Consider the following 16,813-nt stretch of genomic DNA (forward strand, 5'->3'; position numbering starts at 1 on the left):
TTAAGGAGTGTTTTAAACATGGCAATTGAACAAACTTTTTTAATGGTTAAGCCTGACGGCGTTGAACGTCAAGTAATCGGAGACATCGTTGATCGTTTCGAACGTCGCGGTTTTGTAATGAAAGGTGCTAAATTAATGGTAATTCCTAAAGAATTAGCAGAAAAGCACTATGCTGAGCATGCTGAGCGTCCATTCTTTGGTGAATTAGTTGATTTCATCACTTCTGGTCCTGTATTCGCTATGGTATGGGAAGGCGAGAACGTAATCAAGCTTGCTCGTACTATGATGGGTGCAACGAAACCTGAAGAATCTAACCCAGGTACAATCCGTGGTGACTACGCAACAACTGTTTCTCACAACATCATCCACGGTTCTGACTCTCTTGCTTCTGCAGAGCGCGAAATCGGCTTATTCTTCGGTGAAGATTTAGTTTAATTTCGAATAGATTAGGCAATCTCAATTTTGGGATTGCTTTTTTTATTGTCAAAAAGGTGGGCTGGGTAGTGTGCAGCATATTATTCCGACAAATAATCTATTCCTAGATACATATAGAATTGTTAAAAACTTCTTACTCATGTACAATAAATGATGTAATATTCTGATAATTAAGTTAGGAATAGTTTAGTAGACTCGTCAATACACTGTGAGGATGACGAGGAAAAGGGGTTATGAGCATGAGAGAAGTGGTAATTGTAGCAGCTGTGAGAACTGCTGTAGGTCGAAGTAGGGGTGCGTTAAGTCAAGTTCGAGCAGATGATTTAGCAGCGGATGTGTTACAGGAGGCTGTAAAACGTGCAGGGATTGAGAAGGCACAAGTAGATGATGTCATTTTGGGCTGTGTGACGCAAACAGCTGAACAAGGTGCAAATATTGCGCGGACCTCATTATTAATGGCTGGTTTCCCGGATAGTGTGCCAGGGGTAACCATTGATCGCCAATGTGGTTCAAGCCAACAAGCCGTACACTTCGCAGCACAGGCCATTTTAGCGGGGGATATGGATATTGTCATTGCTGGTGGTGTAGAAAGCATGTCAAGAGTACCGATGGGCTCAAACATGCAACATGCACATGCTAGTAAACGCTTACAGGAAAATTATGATATTATCCATCAAGGATTATCAGCAGAGAAAATCGCCTCCCAATGGTCTTTATCGAAAGAACAGTTAAACAGCTATGCCTATCAAAGCCATCAACGGGCGCTTTCTGCCATTGAAGCGGGTCATTTCCAAGCTGAAATACTACCTATTCAAGTTACACAAGAAGATGGCTCTGTGACAACATTTGCTGTTGATGAGGGTCCTCGTGAAGAAACAACCGTTGACATTTTAAATGGATTAAAAACTGTTTTTCAAGAGAATGGCGGCGTGATTACTGCGGGCAATGCGAGCCAAATGAGTGATGGGGCATCAGCTGTAGTCGTGATGGCATTGGATAAAGCACAAGAATTGGGCATTCAACCACTCGCTAAAATTGTGACAAGAGTGGTCGTGGGCTCTGATCCAACATTAATGCTAACAGGGCCAATCGAGGCTACTAGAAAAGCATTAGAACGGTCAGGTCTCAACATAGAGGATATCGACACATATGAGGTAAATGAAGCCTTTGCACCTGTGCCACTCGTATGGCTGCATGAAATAGGAGGAGACCCACAGAAACTCAATCCTGATGGTGGAGCAATTGCACTGGGACATCCATTAGGGGCAACGGGTACGAAATTGTTAACGACGATGCTTTATCGCATGGAGCGCGAGAATTTTCGTTACGGCTTGTTGGCGATTTGTGAGGGCATGGGAATGGCCAATGCCACGATCATTGAAAAAATGTAAAAGGGGATATGTCTGATGAAAGAACATGAAGTGGTGGCCGTCATAACAGGGGGTGCCTCAGGTTTAGGAGAGGCAACCGTTCGTAAACTGATAGGACAGGGTGGCAAAGCGATTATTTTTGATGTCAATGATGAGCGTGGACAAGCTCTAGTGGAGGAATTAGGTCAAAATGTCCTTTATGCACGAGTGGATGTCACAAAGGAAGCGGACGTGGCGGCAGGCCTTGAGCAGGCTGTTGCAGCTTTTGGTAAGGTCAATGTTGCAGTGAACTGTGCTGGCATTGCAGATGCGAGTAAAGTTATTTCCAAGCGTGGTATACATGCCCTTGCTCTATTTGAAAAAGTGATTGCTGTTAATTTAGTTGGTACGTTTAATGTCATCCGCCTAGTTGCGGATAAAATGCAGCATAATGAGCCAAATGAGGATGGACAACGTGGCGTCATTATTAATACCGCGTCTGTGGCTGCATTTGATGGCCAAATTGGACAAGCTGCTTATAGCGCGTCAAAAGGTGGGGTAGCGGCGATGACGTTGCCGATTGCAAGAGAGCTTGCGGAAATCGGTGTCCGTGTGATGACCATTGCGCCAGGATTAATTGAAACACCGATGTTTGCTTCGTTACCTGAGCCTGCAAGAGCGGCTCTTGCTCAAATGACACCGTTTCCTAAGCGACTTGGTAAACCTTCGGAATATGCCCTTTTGGTTGAAAGTATTATCCACAATGGCTTGTTAAATGGAGAGGTCATTCGTCTAGATGGTGCCATTCGCATGCAACCTAGGTAACGGCAAAATCTAGATTAAATAGTTTTAGTCTTGATCGTTTCAAAAAATCGTAGATGAAGGGAAGCGGTATAATGCATATGATGGATACACCCTTATTATTAACAAGTTTTTTGAATCGCGCAGAACGATTTTTTCACTCAAAGAAAATTTATTCTCGAACAAGCGCCACTACTATTCATGAGTTCACGTATAAAGAATATGTCAAACGGACTCGCCAATTAGCTGATGCTCTGACGAAGCTAGGAATGGAGCGAGGAATGAAGGTGGGCACATTTGCTTGGAACCACCATCGCCATTTAGAAGCCTATTTTGCTGTACCATGTGCAGGAGCAGTACTGCATATGATTAATATTCGATTAGCCCCTGAGCATATTGCCTATGTCATCAATCATGCTGAGGATGAAATTTTATTAATAGATGATAATCTAGTGCCATTGATTGCACCAATCGTATCACAGCTGAAAACGGTCAAGCATTTTATCATTATGGGCGATGCTGTTGCAGTAGAATCGATGCCGATTCCCAATGCTCTTTCCTATGAAGCGCTACTTGCAGAGGCAGATGAACAGTTCACATTCCCAGAAGATTTAGATGAAAATACACCTGCAGGCATGTGCTATACAAGTGCAACGACAGGTATGCCAAAGGGAGTTGTCTATACACATCGCAGTATTGTACTCCACAGTTTAACAGCTGGTCTTGCTGACAGTATTGCGATTTGTGAGTCAGATGTGGTGTTACCTGTTGTACCAATGTTTCATGCGAATGCATGGGGATTACCATTTGCAGGTGTCGCATTTGGTGCTACACAGGTTTTACCGGGTCCAATGTTTACACCACAGCTATTGCTTGAGTTATTTGATGTATATAAAGTCACGTTGACAGCAGGCGTACCGACAATATGGCTGGGCGTTCTACAGGAGCAGCGCCAAAATCCTCGTGACCTATCGTCTATGCGATTAATTGTTTGTGGAGGATCTGCCTCACCAATTGGTCTTGTCCGAGGCTTTGAACAAGAACTCAATATTCCGTACATGACAGGCTACGGTATGACCGAAACATCACCGCTTGTAAGCCTATCCACGTATTTAACACATATGGAGGACTATACGGCTGATGAAAAAATGAATGTTCGGATTACACAAGGCATGACCATGCCTCTTATTGATACACGGATTGTCAATGAAAATGGAGAAGTGCCTTGGGATGGCAAAACGATGGGAGAGCTAACGATCAGAGGTCCATGGATTGCCAATGAGTACTATCATGATGAACGAACGGAAGAAGCCTTTAAGGACGGCTGGCTCTACACAGGTGATATTGCCGTGATGACAACAGATGGCTATATAAAAATCACTGACCGTACAAAGGATTTAATTAAGAGTGGCGGTGAATGGATTTCTTCAGTAGAGCTTGAAAATGCATTGATGTCCCATCCAAAGGTCTTTGAGGCGGCTGTTATTGCCATTCCACATGAAAAGTGGCTGGAGCGACCATTAGCCTGCGTTGTAGCAAAGCCAGAATTTAAGGATTCGATTACTAAAGAAGAGTTACTAGAGAGTCTACAGCAACAATTCCATAAAACGTGGATTCCTGATGATATTGTCTTCATTGACGAAGTACCAAAAACGTCTGTAGGTAAATTCTTAAAGGCTAAATTACGAGAAGATTTAAAAGAGTATCGCATACAAGTCTAACGTTAATGGATAGAATGAGGGTGGTGAAAAACTACCTTCATTTTTTATTGGAATAAATTCCTGAAAAATGAAACTATTTTTTCCATTTTGCCGTATAATCTTAGTAACGAAAGGATGTGGACGGATTGTCAATTGCCATTGTAGCGATAATTGGAGGCGTCATTATTTCTCTAGCTGGAATTTTTACAGACGCTCTTACAAGACAACAAAAAATAAAACTGAAGGCTGTTGAAAAAGAAGTAGAATTAGAAAAGCTTAGGTTAGAAACTTATACGATCGAAACAGAAAAAATGCGCCTTGAATTAGAACAGTCGAAAGTATTACTTTTAGAGGAAAAACAAAACGCAAGCAAGTAGATGAGTATACATGAGAAAGACTATTTCAGGATTGGGACTTTTCCGCTATAATGGTAATACGACGCTAGAGGGGAAGATGACCATATGTCTGATTATGAACAGTTTATAGAAGGTATTAAGCGCAAAACAGGAATAGATTTAGCGTTATATAAAGAAGCGCAAATGAAAAGACGATTAACCTCTCTTTATGAGAAAAAGGGCTATCGTAATTTTGTAGACTTTCTAAAGGCACTTGAACAAGATCGTGATTTAATGAATGAATTTTTAGATCGTATGACGATCAATGTTTCTGAATTTTATCGCAATGGAAAGCGCTGGGAAGTATTACAAAAGAAAATATTTCCGAAGCTCTTACAAACAAATAAGCGTTTAAAAATTTGGAGTGCTGCTTGTTCAACAGGAGAAGAACCATATTCTTTAGTAATGGTATTATCTCAATTGGTGCCTTTATCTCAAATTCAAATTATTGCCACTGATTTAGATGAGAATGTGATACAAAAAGCGAAGTTAGGTGTCTACCCTGAACGCTCTTTAGCCGAGGTGCCAAATGACATTAAAGCAAAGTATTTTGAACAAGAAGGCTCCTTCTATCGTGTGAAGGATGAAATTAAGCGTTGTGTAACCTTTAAGAAACATAATTTATTGAATGACTCTTATGACAGCAATTATGATTTAATTGTTTGTCGCAATGTCATGATTTATTTTACAGAAGAAGCGAAAGATCAAATTTATAATAATTTTAGTAAAGCACTACGCAAGGACGGCGTTTTATTTGTTGGATCGACAGAGCAAATCTTTAATCCAGCACGTTATGAGTTTGATGTAGAAGACACATTCTTCTATCGCAAAAATAATTAATAATATGGATGAAAAGCTTTGTACAAATGACACAATTAGTCATGTACATAAAGTTGGCCAAGCATTAAACATAGATATTTCATACGCTTTTCGCTTATCATAAGCAAAGGCGTATTTTTTATAAAATTTAGCTAGTGTTTTTTTATAACTGCCGTTCAGAATATTCACATTTAGATCTATGAAAATGGTAGGTACTTAAAAGACATTTGTAAAAGGACTGTTTTTTTAAAGAATATATGTTATAGTGAAAAATACATACTTTAGCGAGTTGAAGGGAGAAAGTGTTTATGCGTTACTTAACAGCAGGTGAGTCACATGGACCTCAATTAACGACAATTATTGAAGGTTTACCGTCACTCTTACCCATTACAGCAGAAAAAATTAACCACGATTTAAAACGACGCCAAGGAGGTCATGGACGTGGGCGCCGCATGCAAATCGAAACAGATACAGTAGAGATTGTTGCGGGTGTTCGTCATGGTCAGACACTTGGTTCTCCTGTTGCACTCGTTGTCACAAACGATGACTGGAAGCACTGGACTAAAATTATGGGAGCTGAGCCATTGGCTGATGATATCAATCCTGAAGATATCAAACGTCAAATTTCACGACCTCGACCAGGTCATGCCGATTTAGTTGGGGGCATGAAATATGGTCACCGTGATTTACGGAATGTATTAGAGCGTTCCTCTGCACGTGAAACAACTGTACGTGTAGCAGTTGGATCAGTGGCAAAGGCTTTACTTAATGAACTAGGCATTTCCATTGTTGCACATGTTACAGAGATAGTGGGAATTAAGGCAGATACATCTTTAGTAGAAGGAAAAACAACAGAAGAAATTCGTGCCATAGTTGAAGCTGATCCTTGTTACTGTGTAGATCCAGTAGCCTCTGCCAAAATGGTTGAGGCCATTGATGAAGCGAAAAAAGCTGGTGATTCTATTGGTGGAGTTGTAGAGGTTATTGTAGAAGGCATGCCAGCAGGTGTAGGTTCTTATGTACATTATGATCGTAAGCTTGATGCGAAACTTGCAGCAGCTATGCTATCCATTAATGCTTTTAAAGGTGTAGAATTTGGACTTGGCTTTGAAATGGCACGTCGTAAAGGTTCTGAAGTGCATGATGAAATTATTTGGTCTGAAGAAGAAGGCTATACACGTGCAACCAATCGACTTGGTGGCTTAGAGGGCGGTATGTCTACAGGTATGCCTATTGTAGTACGTGGTGTGATGAAGCCAATTCCTACTTTATATAAACCATTACAAAGTGTAGATATCGAAACAAAAGAGCCATTTAAAGCAAGCGTAGAGCGCTCTGATAGCTGTGCAGTACCTGCAGCATCTGTAGTTGCAGAGCATGTTATTGCCTGGGAAATAGCGAATGCTATTTTGGAGCAATTCCATAGTGATCAACTACCTCAATTACAAGCTCAAATTGACGAGCATCGTCAATATGCAAAGGGGTTCTGATTTATGCGTGTACCAGTGGCAACAAAATCGCATCAATATGAAGTTGTTCTTGGTCATCAATTTCTAACTGAAGCTGTGGAGGCATTTGTTGATAAACTTCAAAAAGCAGATAAGCTCTTTGTGTTTACAGATAGCAATGTATGGGCTGCACAGGGAGAGTACTTTAAAGCAAATTTCCCTTATCATTTTGAGGTCTTTATTTTGCCTGGTGGTGAAGCATGCAAAACCTTTGAGCAATATAATGCTGCTCAAACATTTTTATTGGAACAAAAATGCTCACGAAAATCATTTATTTTTGCCTTTGGAGGAGGAGCAGTTGGTGATTTAACTGGCTTTGTTGCGGCAACCTATATGCGGGGGATTCCGTTTATTCAAATTCCAACAACCATTCTAGCGCATGATTCCGCAGTCGGTGGAAAAACAGCTATTAATCATCCACTAGGAAAAAATATGATTGGCGCATTTTATCAGCCTGAAGGTGTGATTTATGATACAGCGCTTTTAGAAAGTTTATCAGAGCGTGAGGTACGTTCAGGAACAGCGGAGTTAATTAAGCACGCCATGATTTCTGACTCAGCTTGGTTAGAGGAATTAATGACAGCGGATTCTGTAATTCATTTTAATCAAAATGAACTAGCAAAGCAGCTGAAAAAGGGTATTGAAGTGAAAGCGCAAATTGTAGCCGAGGACGAAACAGAGCAATCCGTTCGCAAGTTTTTAAACTTAGGCCATACATATGGACATGCTATTGAAGCAGCTGCGGGTTATGGTAAAGTGGCACATGGTGAAGCTGTTATGATTGGGCTCGTCTACTGTCTTCTTTTAAGTGAACGATATGGAGAACTAGATCGAACGTTCACTCAAGCTTTCTTACAGTTTGCAGTGAAGAATGGCTATCCTTTTGAGGCTGTAAATGATTATTCATTTGAACAATTAACTAGCTACTTAATGAAAGATAAAAAAGCGGAATATGGCATTTTACAATTTGTTCTTCTAGAAAAAATTGGTAAACCTTTTGTGAAAGCCATTGATATAGAAGAATGTAAAGAAATAGATGCTGAATATAGACAGTTATTAGCGGAGGTGCTTGTATGATTCGTGGACTTAGAGGAGCAGTAACAATTGAATCTGACAAGCCAGAGCTTGTATGGGATGAGACAGCAAGATTAGTGCGTGAGGTTGTGGCAGCAAATAATGTGGAGATCGATGATATTGCATCGATCCTTATTTCTACAACGCCAGATATTACCTCAGCATTTCCTGCTCGTGCAGTACGTTTGATGGCTGGCTGGCAATATGTCCCTGTTATGTGTACACATGAAATGGATGTGCCAGACGCATTACCATTATGTATTCGTATATTAATTCATGCGAACGTAGAGGTAGCCCAAAAAGATGTAAAGCACTTGTATCTCAATGATGCAGTGAAATTAAGACCAGATTTGGCTCAGGCTAAATAAGTAGAGGAGATGTTTTAGATGAAGTGGAAACAACAATTGGACGGTATGCAAGCATATAAGCCAGGTAAACCAATTGAAGAAGTACAACGTGAATATGGCTTAAAGGAAGTTATTAAATTGGCATCGAATGAAAATCCATTTGGATGCTCACCTAAGGTAACAGCTTATTTACAAAATAATGCAGTGAATCATGCACTTTATCCAGATGGTTATGCACAAAACTTGCGTACAGCTGTGGCAAATCATCTAGGTGTGAAAGAAACACAGCTTCTTTTTGGTAACGGCTCTGATGACATCATTGCTATTATTACTCGTGCTCTGTTGTATCCAGGGGTAAACACGGTTATGGCCGACCCTTCCTTCTCTCAATACTGGCACAATGCTGAAATTGAAGGTGCTGAAGTACGTAAAGTGCCTTGTCAAGAGGGGGCACATGATTTAGAGGCAATGTTGGCTGCAATTGATGACCAAACGTCTATTGTTTGGGTATGTAGTCCGAATAATCCTACAGGAGTGGTCATTCCAGATGCTGCATTGCGTGCCTTTCTTGCAAAGGTTCCAAGCGATGTCCTTGTCGTGCTAGATGAGGCTTACATTGAATATGTTACACATCCAGACCACAAGGATACGTTACCAATCATTGATGAATATCCGAATGTTCTTTTATTGCGTACATTCTCTAAAGCATATGGTTTAGCATCGTTCCGCGTTGGCTATGCAATTGGCCAACCTGATGTTATTGCTAAGCTTGATCCTGTCCGCGCACCATTTAATAATACTATCTTGAGTCAAGCTGTTGCTGCCATTGCACTCAGTGATCAAGAATATATTGAAGCATGCCGTGAAGCCAACGAAAAAGGCAAAAAACAATATGTAGAATTTTGTAAAAAACATAATCTAAAATACTTCCCATCTGATACAAACTTTATTTTCTTTGATACCCATGCTGATAGTGATGTTGTATTCCAAGAGCTGATGAAAAGAGGCTTTATTGTGCGCAGTGGTAATGCGCTAGGATTACCAGGATTTATCCGTGTCACAATTGGAACAGAGGCTCAAAATGCCGCATTACTTAGCCAACTTGACGAAGTGTTAAAACAACAAGGAGTATTTGCATGACACGCAAAGTACTCGTTATAGGGCTAGGATTAATCGGTGGCTCCATTGCCCTTGCTTTGCAAAAAGCACCTGAAACAAAAATTATTGGCTACGATATGGATGCTCAAACACGTGAGCATGCGAAAACATTAAATATTGTGCATGATATTGTCACAGATCCACAGGCTGTTGCGGCTGATGTTGATGTTATTATCTTTGGGACGCCCGTTAATGCAACACTGGATTGGATGGAGCAATTAAAATCATGGCCTTTAAAAAATAAAGTCATCGTAACAGATACAGGGAGTACAAAAAAATTAATTATGCAAAAGGCCGGCGAATTACGTGAACTTGGCATAACGTTTATTGGTGGACATCCAATGGCGGGTTCTCATAAAAGTGGTGTTTTGGCTGCAAAGGCCCATCTTTTTGAAAATGCATATTACATGCTTACACCGCTTGCTGGAGAAGAAATTATTCATATGGCACAGCTTGAAAGTTTGCTAAAATTTACACATGCAAAAGTAGTCAGTGTATCTGCCGGTGAACATGATCACATGACTGCTGTGGTGAGTCATTTCCCACATGTTATTGCTGCCTCACTTGTCCATCAATTAGGTGGAGAAAATGGCGAGTACCCAATGACACGTTCTCTTGCGGCAGGAGGTTTCCGTGATGTGACACGAATAGCCTCTTCTAATCCCATTTTATGGCGAGATATTACGCTGCAAAATCGCGAGGAGCTACTCACGCAATTAGATGGCTGGGAAAAAGAAATGACACGCATTAAGGAACTGCTGACAGATGGTTCTTCACAGGATATTGAAAACTATTTTGCTGTTGCCAAAGAACTGAGAGATGAATTACCGATTAGTGCAGGGGCTATGTATACACCCTTCGACTTATATGTTGATGTTCCTGACTATCCAGGTGTTATTTCAGAAGTGACAGGCTATTTAGCAGATGAAGCGATTAGTATTACGAATCTACGCATCGTCGAATCACGAGAAGATGTTTTCGGTATTCTAGTCATTAGCTTCCAAAGTGAAAATGATCGCGAACGTGCTGCAGCATGTATTCAAAAACGAGCAAATTTCGAAACGTATATTTCTTAGCATAAGAAAGCGTCGGTATTTCGGCGCTTTCTATCTTCATATTGGAGGGAATAAAGTTCATGAGTGAAAAAGTATTGCAATACAACAAACCTTCTTTACAGGGCGCTTTAACCATTCCAGGCGATAAATCTGTATCTCATCGCTCCGTGATGTTTGGGGCCATTGCTAGTGGGACAACAACAGTAGAGGGCTTTTTATTAGGTGAAGATTGTTTAAGCACAATTGATTGCTTCCAGAAACTTGGCGTTCAAATTGAGGTGGAAGGAACAAATGTAACCATTCATAGTCCAGGGATCGATGGTTGGCTGGAGCCTACAGAAGTGTTGTATACGGGTAACTCTGGTACTACAACACGCTTAATGCTAGGCATTTTAGCTGGTTCTAATGTTCATTCAGTCATGACTGGTGATGCATCCATCGGAAAGCGACCAATGCGACGTGTTATAGATCCACTGCGTCAGATGGGGGCACAAATTACAGGGCGTGCCGACGGGCAATATACACCGTTAGCCATTCAAGGTACAAAATTACAAGCCATTGATTACAAGATGCCTGTAGCAAGTGCACAGGTGAAATCTGCTATTTTACTAGCGGGCTTGCGTGCTGAAGGAACAACCATTGTGAGAGAAATGGATGTATCTAGAGATCATACAGAGCGAATGCTACGTCAATTTGGTGCACATGTAGAAGTAGATAATGGCATTGTATCCATTGAAGGAGGACAAGCTCTCAAGGGGACGCATGTTTCTGTGCCAGGAGATATATCATCCGCTGCATTTTTCTTAGTGGCAGGAGCGATTTGCAAAAATAGTCAATTGACACTAAATAATGTAGGTATTAATCCAACACGTGACGGCATGATTGAGGTGCTGCAAAAAATGGGCGCCACGATGAGGGTAACGCCAAAAGATGACAATCAAGCTGAACCTACAGCAACAATTCAAATCGCAACATCTACTTTAACCGGTACAACAATTGAAGGGGACATTATACCTCGCTTAATTGATGAGATTCCAATCCTTGCATTACTCGCTACGCAAGCACATGGTCAAACGATCATTAAAGATGCTGAGGAGCTAAAGGTCAAGGAGACTGACCGTATCACAGCTGTTGTGAATGAATTGAAAAAGCTTGGCGCCCAAATTGAAGCAACAGAAGATGGGATGATTATTGAGGGACCCACGCCATTAAAAGGTGCAAGTCTTCAAACATATGGCGATCATCGTATTGGCATGATGGGTGCTGTCGCAGCTTTAATAACAGATGGTGCTATTACACTAGATGATGCACAATGTATTGCTGTATCCTACCCATCGTTCTTTGAGCATATTGAGGCAGTGAAGTAACAATTAAAGAGAGGCTCTCCAAGCTTTTGGGGAGTTTTTTCTTGTTTCAGAGGTAAATGTTTTGTAGCATAAAGGTATCAACGAAAGAATAGGTGAATGACTGTGAACAATGCGATGACTGAAATGATGCAAGCACTTGAACAAGGGGATTTAGCATTAATAGATCAGCTACTAGAATCATTTTTAATGAAGGAGCTACCCGAGGAGATCTATGCACTTGCTGAGATTTTTATGCAGTATGGGTACATGAAAGAAGCTGACCGTGTGCTGGAGCATTTACAATTTTTATTCCCAGAAGAAGCACAGTTAAAAATAGATCGTGCCAATGTCCTAATGGAGCTTGGTAATGAAGATGATGCATTAGATTTATTATTAGAAATTGAAGAAACCTCACCAGAATATCCACAAGCTTTATTGGTTTTAGCTGATTATTATCAAATGCAAGGGTTATTTGAGGTTGCGGAAAAGCGTATAAATGAAGCATTAGCAATTTTACCAGACGAGCCATTATTACATTTTGCCAAAGCAGAGCTTTTATTTGAAACGGGTCGTTTTTTAGAGGCAGCAAGATTGTATGAGGACTTATATGAGCAGCAAAATGAATTTGCTGGTATTCAACTTGTCGAACGATTAGCAGAGGTGTATCGTGCAGGGGCAGCCTATGAGACGGCATTCGATTATTATGTCAAAGCCCTTGAAGAGGAAGTAAAGCCCGATATTTTATTTGGAGCTGCTTATTCAGCCTTCCAGTCAAAAAAATACGAGATGGCTATTAAACAACTAGAGGAATTGAAAGAATTAGATCCTGATTACTTCTCAGCCTATTTATTGCTTGCGGAAAGCTATGCAATGACAGAGGATAATCAAAAAGCTTATGCTGCCATTCAAGAGGGGTTAAAGCGCGATGAATATGATAAATCACTTTATTTGTTTGCTGGGAAAATGGCGTTGAAAAATGGTTTGCCAGAAGAAGCTGAGCAATATCTAAGAGAAGCTATAGCGCTCGATCCTGAATATATGGAAGCGGTACTGGCACTTATTTCTGTGTTTGGACAACAGGAGCGTCATGAGGATGTAATTGAGTTATTTGAGACATTACAGCAAAATGATTTTGAATGGAGCACTTTATATCCTTTTGCAGCAGAGGCATATGAAAATTTAGAATTGTACGACCGTGCATACGAATTTTACCGTTTGGCATATAATGATTTTAAGGAAGATGCAACATTTTTAGAAAAATATGTTTACTTCTTATTAGAGGAAGGAAAGCGTTCAGAGGCAAGAGAGGTTCTTGGACAATTAATCAACATTCAACCGGGTGAACCAGAGTGGCAGGAGAAGTTAGAAACCTTAGAATTTGAGTAAAGGAGGGAGTGGGTATGACTGCTTCTGTATCAGTTGTTGATAAAAAAGCATTTGTTCGATGGTTTTTAAAAAATTATCAATTGAAACGTCGTGAGTGTGTATGGATTTTAAATTACTTATTAAGTAATGATGACTTGTTAAAAAGAATCCGTTTTGTGGAAGAAGCTCACTATTGTCCTAGGGCGATGGTGATGTCGACAGTAGACTCAACAGGTGTGCCTTTTCGTTTCTATAAAGGTAATGTAATGACGGCAGATGCTGAGAAGTCTTTCCATGATTTACGCTTACATGAACAAGAAGATATGTATATACAATTGAATTTTCCAAATATACCACCAAGTGCACAATACTTAGCAGTTCTTGAAGAAAACCCTTATATGCCAGAAACACTGCTAGTCAGTGAAAAGGATCGTTTACTGGCAGAAGAGCTGCTTTCCAATAGCTTACTCGTATTCCAAGAGGAGAAATTACTCGCACAAATTGATGAAGCCCTCGACCAGGGAGATGAAGCGCGTTTTTATGAATTGTCTAATTTGTTACAAGCATTGAAGGAAACGGCTAATTTACGTTAATTATAGGTAAAAATTGAATGTCCTTTATCCATTTCAATATGGTAACATTACTAGTGAATGATTGTTTTCACTTTTAATTGGGTATCCTATTGAAGAGTGGAAAAGGACATTTTTATTTTGCAATAAAAGGAGGGTTTGTTGAATGTATTTTAATGCAAACGATGTAACATCGTTTATGGCACAAAGAGATTTTATTGATACCGCGATTGTTCCACTTGTATCCATTGATCTATCTGCTGAAAAAATGAAACAGAGTGGTGCCGAGGTAGATTTTGTCATGTCTTTAACTTCTTTTATAGAGCAGCAGTTTAAAGGCCGACTACTAGTTATGCCACCATTTTCTTATATGACAACTTTAAAAAACGATGACTTACCACAGCAATTAGAAGCACAATTACATAATGCTGGATTTAAGCATGTGTTCTTCATTACTTGTGACCATTATTGGACAAAGAGTGGAGAGATAGTCAATATGATTTGGTTACCAGCGATTCCGTTAGAAAGTATGGATGCGAGTGTGAAAAAATCCATTCTAGAAGATCAATTACGACAAGTGATTCCAATGCTTTCGACTAAATGGGCACAGATTTAACAATTAGTTTCAATAAATGTTCACATTCTCCAGCTTTCCACAGAATGCTATATTGACCAAGCTATGGACTTGATATATCATATATATGTCCTAGTATTACTATTTGTAAAAGTATGTCCGTTGGACTGACCTTTAAGTTAGAGGGGGGAAAATAATGAGTAATAATCGAGTTTCACGTCGTCAATTTCTAAGCTATACACTTACTGGTGTAGGTGGATTTATGGCGGCAGGCATGCTAATGCCAATGCTTCGATTCGCAATTGATCCAGTGTTACAAAAGCATGATGGTGGAGATTTTGTCAAAACAGAGCATAAAGTCGCTGACCTCACTGAAGAACCTGTAAAAGTTGACTTTTCATTCGAACAAGTTGACGCATGGTACAAATCGAATGTTACAAACGTAGCGTGGGTATATAAAAACGGCGATCAAGTCATTGCTCTATCACCTGTTTGTAAGCATTTAGGATGTATGGTTGACTGGAATGGAGATTCTGGACACCCAGAACAATTCTTCTGCCCATGTCACGCAGGTCGTTATGAGAAAAACGGGAAAAACGTTGCAGGTACACCACCTCTAGGTCCGTTGGATGAATTTGAAGTACAAGAACAAGATGGCTATTTAATGATTGGTCCAGCAAAAGCAAATACTCTAGTTAAATAAGTAAGGGGGTACGACAACTGTGCTAAATAAAATTTATGATTGGGTCGATGAACGCCTAGATATTACACCGATTTGGCGTGATATTGCCGACCACGAAGTGCCAGAGCACGTTAACCCTGCACATCATTTTTCAGCATTCGTTTACTGCTTTGGTGGATTAACATTCTTCATCACAGTAATTCAAATTCTATCTGGTATGTTCCTAACAATGTACTATGTACCAGACGTTGTGAATGCCTGGAAATCAGTTTATTATTTACAAAACGAAGTAGCATTTGGTGAAATCGTACGCGGTATGCACCACTGGGGAGCTTCATTAGTTATCGTAATGATGTTCTTACATACACTTCGTGTATTCTTCACAGGTTCTTATAAAAAACCTCGTGAGTTAAACTGGATGGTTGGTGTAGGTATTTTTGGTGTAATGATGGGTCTTGGCTTTACAGGATACTTATTACCATGGGATATGAAAGCATTATTCGCTACTAAAGTAGGTATCGAAATTGCTGCATCTGTACCGTTTATCGGTGGGATGATTAAAATATTATTAGCGGGTGACACTACGATTCTTGGTGCTCAAACGTTAACTCGATTCTTTGCGATTCATGTATTCTTCTTACCTGCAGTATTGTTTGGGTTACTTGCAGCGCACTTTATCATGATTCGTCGTCAAGGAATTTCAGGACCGTTGTAATTGTCTTGACGGTTCGATGATCTTTAAAAGGAGGGGACACTATGCATCGCGGAAAAGGAATGAAATTTGTCGGCGATTCTCGTATTAAAGCGAATCACAGAATGCCGAATGTTCCAAAGGATTATTCCGAATATCCAGGTAAGACGGAAGCTTTCTGGCCGAACTTCTTACTGAAGGAATGGATGGTAGGTGCTGTATTTTTAATTGGATACTTATTACTAACTGTCGCTCACCCGTCACCACTTGAAGGGCCGGCAGATCCAACTAGAGCGTATACACCACTACCGGACTGGTACTTCTTATTTATGTATCAACTTTTAAAATACTCATTTGCTTCTGGTCCATACAATGTAATCGGAGCTATTGTAATTCCAGGTCTTGCATTTGGAGCGCTATTATTAATGCCATTTTTAGACAAGGGTCCAGAACGTCGTCCATCTAAACGTCCATTACCAACAGCGTTTATGTTATTAACTTTAGCTGCTATGTTCTACCTAACTTGGGAGTCAGTTGTTAACCATGACTGGGAAGCTCAAAAAGCTATGGGTGCCATCGTAGAAACAGTTGAGTTCGATAAAGAATCAGAAGGTTATAAAATCTACGCTGGTTCTGCATGTATTACATGTCACGGTGAAGGTTTAGAAGGTGGGGCTGGTGCGCCATCTCTAATGAACACAGGTTTAACGGTTGATCAAATTAAGGACATTGCTCATAATGGTTCTGAGAGTGGTAAAATGCCACCAGGATTATGGACAGGTTCAGATGAAGATCTTCAAAAACTTGCTGAATTCATCGAAAGCTTAAAAGCAGAGTAATAGTAAAAGAGTCAGGAAACTGGCTCTTTTTTTTCTACCTTGTTATACTATTGGGACTGAAAGCTATGCAAAAAGGTTCCCCTGTATCATGAAATTTAGCGAAAGA

The 16,813-nt window shown here is 40.2% G+C and carries 18 protein-coding genes; all 18 read left to right on the plus strand.

What is annotated here, in order from left to right; genetic code table 11:
• Window positions 1-18: 18 nt before the first annotated feature.
• Complete coding sequence (gene ndk / locus MHB40_RS07555; protein ID WP_004232627.1) at window positions 19-435, plus strand: nucleoside-diphosphate kinase; 417 nt, start codon at window positions 19-21, stop codon at window positions 433-435.
• Between the two features lie 239 nt (window positions 436-674).
• Window positions 675-1,826: a thiolase family protein gene (locus MHB40_RS07560; RefSeq protein WP_342443014.1), complete on the plus strand. Its 1,152-nt coding sequence runs from the start codon at window positions 675-677 to the stop codon at window positions 1,824-1,826.
• Window positions 1,827-1,841: 15 nt separating this feature from the next.
• Entirely contained in the window at window positions 1,842-2,609 is a 768-nt protein-coding gene (locus MHB40_RS07565) for a 3-hydroxyacyl-CoA dehydrogenase (RefSeq protein WP_342443015.1), read from the plus strand.
• A 71-nt stretch (window positions 2,610-2,680) separates the two neighbouring features.
• Window positions 2,681-4,306, plus strand: a complete 1,626-nt coding sequence (locus tag MHB40_RS07570; protein ID WP_342443016.1) for a long-chain fatty acid--CoA ligase — start codon at window positions 2,681-2,683, stop codon at window positions 4,304-4,306.
• A gap of 125 nt (window positions 4,307-4,431) precedes the next feature.
• Window positions 4,432-4,662: a hypothetical protein gene (locus MHB40_RS07575; protein WP_205442363.1), complete on the plus strand. Its 231-nt coding sequence runs from the start codon at window positions 4,432-4,434 to the stop codon at window positions 4,660-4,662.
• A gap of 84 nt (window positions 4,663-4,746) precedes the next feature.
• Window positions 4,747-5,520: a protein-glutamate O-methyltransferase CheR gene (locus MHB40_RS07580; protein WP_205442364.1), complete on the plus strand. Its 774-nt coding sequence runs from the start codon at window positions 4,747-4,749 to the stop codon at window positions 5,518-5,520.
• A gap of 287 nt (window positions 5,521-5,807) precedes the next feature.
• Window positions 5,808-6,989, plus strand: coding sequence for a chorismate synthase (gene aroC, locus MHB40_RS07585; protein WP_342443017.1), 1,182 nt, complete (start codon window positions 5,808-5,810; stop codon window positions 6,987-6,989).
• Window positions 6,990-6,992: 3 nt separating this feature from the next.
• Window positions 6,993-8,084 (plus strand): 3-dehydroquinate synthase, encoded by a 1,092-nt coding sequence (gene aroB / locus MHB40_RS07590; RefSeq protein WP_342443018.1) that lies wholly within the window; start codon window positions 6,993-6,995, stop codon window positions 8,082-8,084.
• Complete coding sequence (aroH, locus tag MHB40_RS07595; RefSeq protein WP_342443019.1) at window positions 8,081-8,449, plus strand: chorismate mutase; 369 nt, start codon at window positions 8,081-8,083, stop codon at window positions 8,447-8,449. The genes aroB and aroH overlap by 4 nt, the downstream gene beginning before the upstream one ends.
• Window positions 8,450-8,467: 18 nt before the next feature.
• Entirely contained in the window at window positions 8,468-9,568 is a 1,101-nt protein-coding gene (gene hisC, locus MHB40_RS07600; RefSeq protein WP_342443020.1) for a histidinol-phosphate transaminase, read from the plus strand.
• Entirely contained in the window at window positions 9,565-10,662 is a 1,098-nt protein-coding gene (locus MHB40_RS07605) for a prephenate dehydrogenase (protein ID WP_342443021.1), read from the plus strand. The genes hisC and MHB40_RS07605 overlap by 4 nt, the downstream gene beginning before the upstream one ends.
• Before the next feature lie 59 nt (window positions 10,663-10,721).
• The gene (aroA, locus tag MHB40_RS07610) at window positions 10,722-12,008 is read left to right on the plus strand and encodes a 3-phosphoshikimate 1-carboxyvinyltransferase (protein ID WP_342443022.1); all 1,287 of its coding nucleotides are present in this window, start codon (window positions 10,722-10,724) and stop codon (window positions 12,006-12,008) included.
• A gap of 96 nt (window positions 12,009-12,104) precedes the next feature.
• Window positions 12,105-13,373 carry a tetratricopeptide repeat protein gene (locus tag MHB40_RS07615; RefSeq protein WP_205442373.1) on the plus strand — a complete coding sequence of 423 codons (1,269 nt, stop codon included), beginning with the start codon at window positions 12,105-12,107 and terminating at the stop codon, window positions 13,371-13,373.
• A 14-nt stretch (window positions 13,374-13,387) separates the two neighbouring features.
• Entirely contained in the window at window positions 13,388-13,945 is a 558-nt protein-coding gene (locus MHB40_RS07620; protein ID WP_205442374.1) for a ReoY family proteolytic degradation factor, read from the plus strand.
• 142 nt (window positions 13,946-14,087) lie between these two features.
• Window positions 14,088-14,537 (plus strand): DUF2487 family protein, encoded by a 450-nt coding sequence (locus tag MHB40_RS07625; protein ID WP_342443023.1) that lies wholly within the window; start codon window positions 14,088-14,090, stop codon window positions 14,535-14,537.
• A gap of 154 nt (window positions 14,538-14,691) precedes the next feature.
• On the plus strand, window positions 14,692-15,198 hold the full coding sequence (locus tag MHB40_RS07630; RefSeq protein ID WP_205442376.1) for a ubiquinol-cytochrome c reductase iron-sulfur subunit: 507 nt from the start codon (window positions 14,692-14,694) through the stop codon (window positions 15,196-15,198).
• 19 nt (window positions 15,199-15,217) lie between these two features.
• Entirely contained in the window at window positions 15,218-15,892 is a 675-nt protein-coding gene (locus MHB40_RS07635; protein WP_036123184.1) for a cytochrome b6, read from the plus strand.
• Window positions 15,893-15,933: 41 nt separating this feature from the next.
• Window positions 15,934-16,707, plus strand: a complete 774-nt coding sequence (locus MHB40_RS07640) for a menaquinol-cytochrome c reductase cytochrome b/c subunit (RefSeq protein WP_205442378.1) — start codon at window positions 15,934-15,936, stop codon at window positions 16,705-16,707.
• Window positions 16,708-16,813 lie beyond the last annotated feature (106 nt).

Source organism: Lysinibacillus sp. FSL K6-0057 (assembly GCF_038630885.1).
Classification (GTDB): domain Bacteria; phylum Bacillota; class Bacilli; order Bacillales_A; family Planococcaceae; genus Lysinibacillus; species Lysinibacillus fusiformis_F.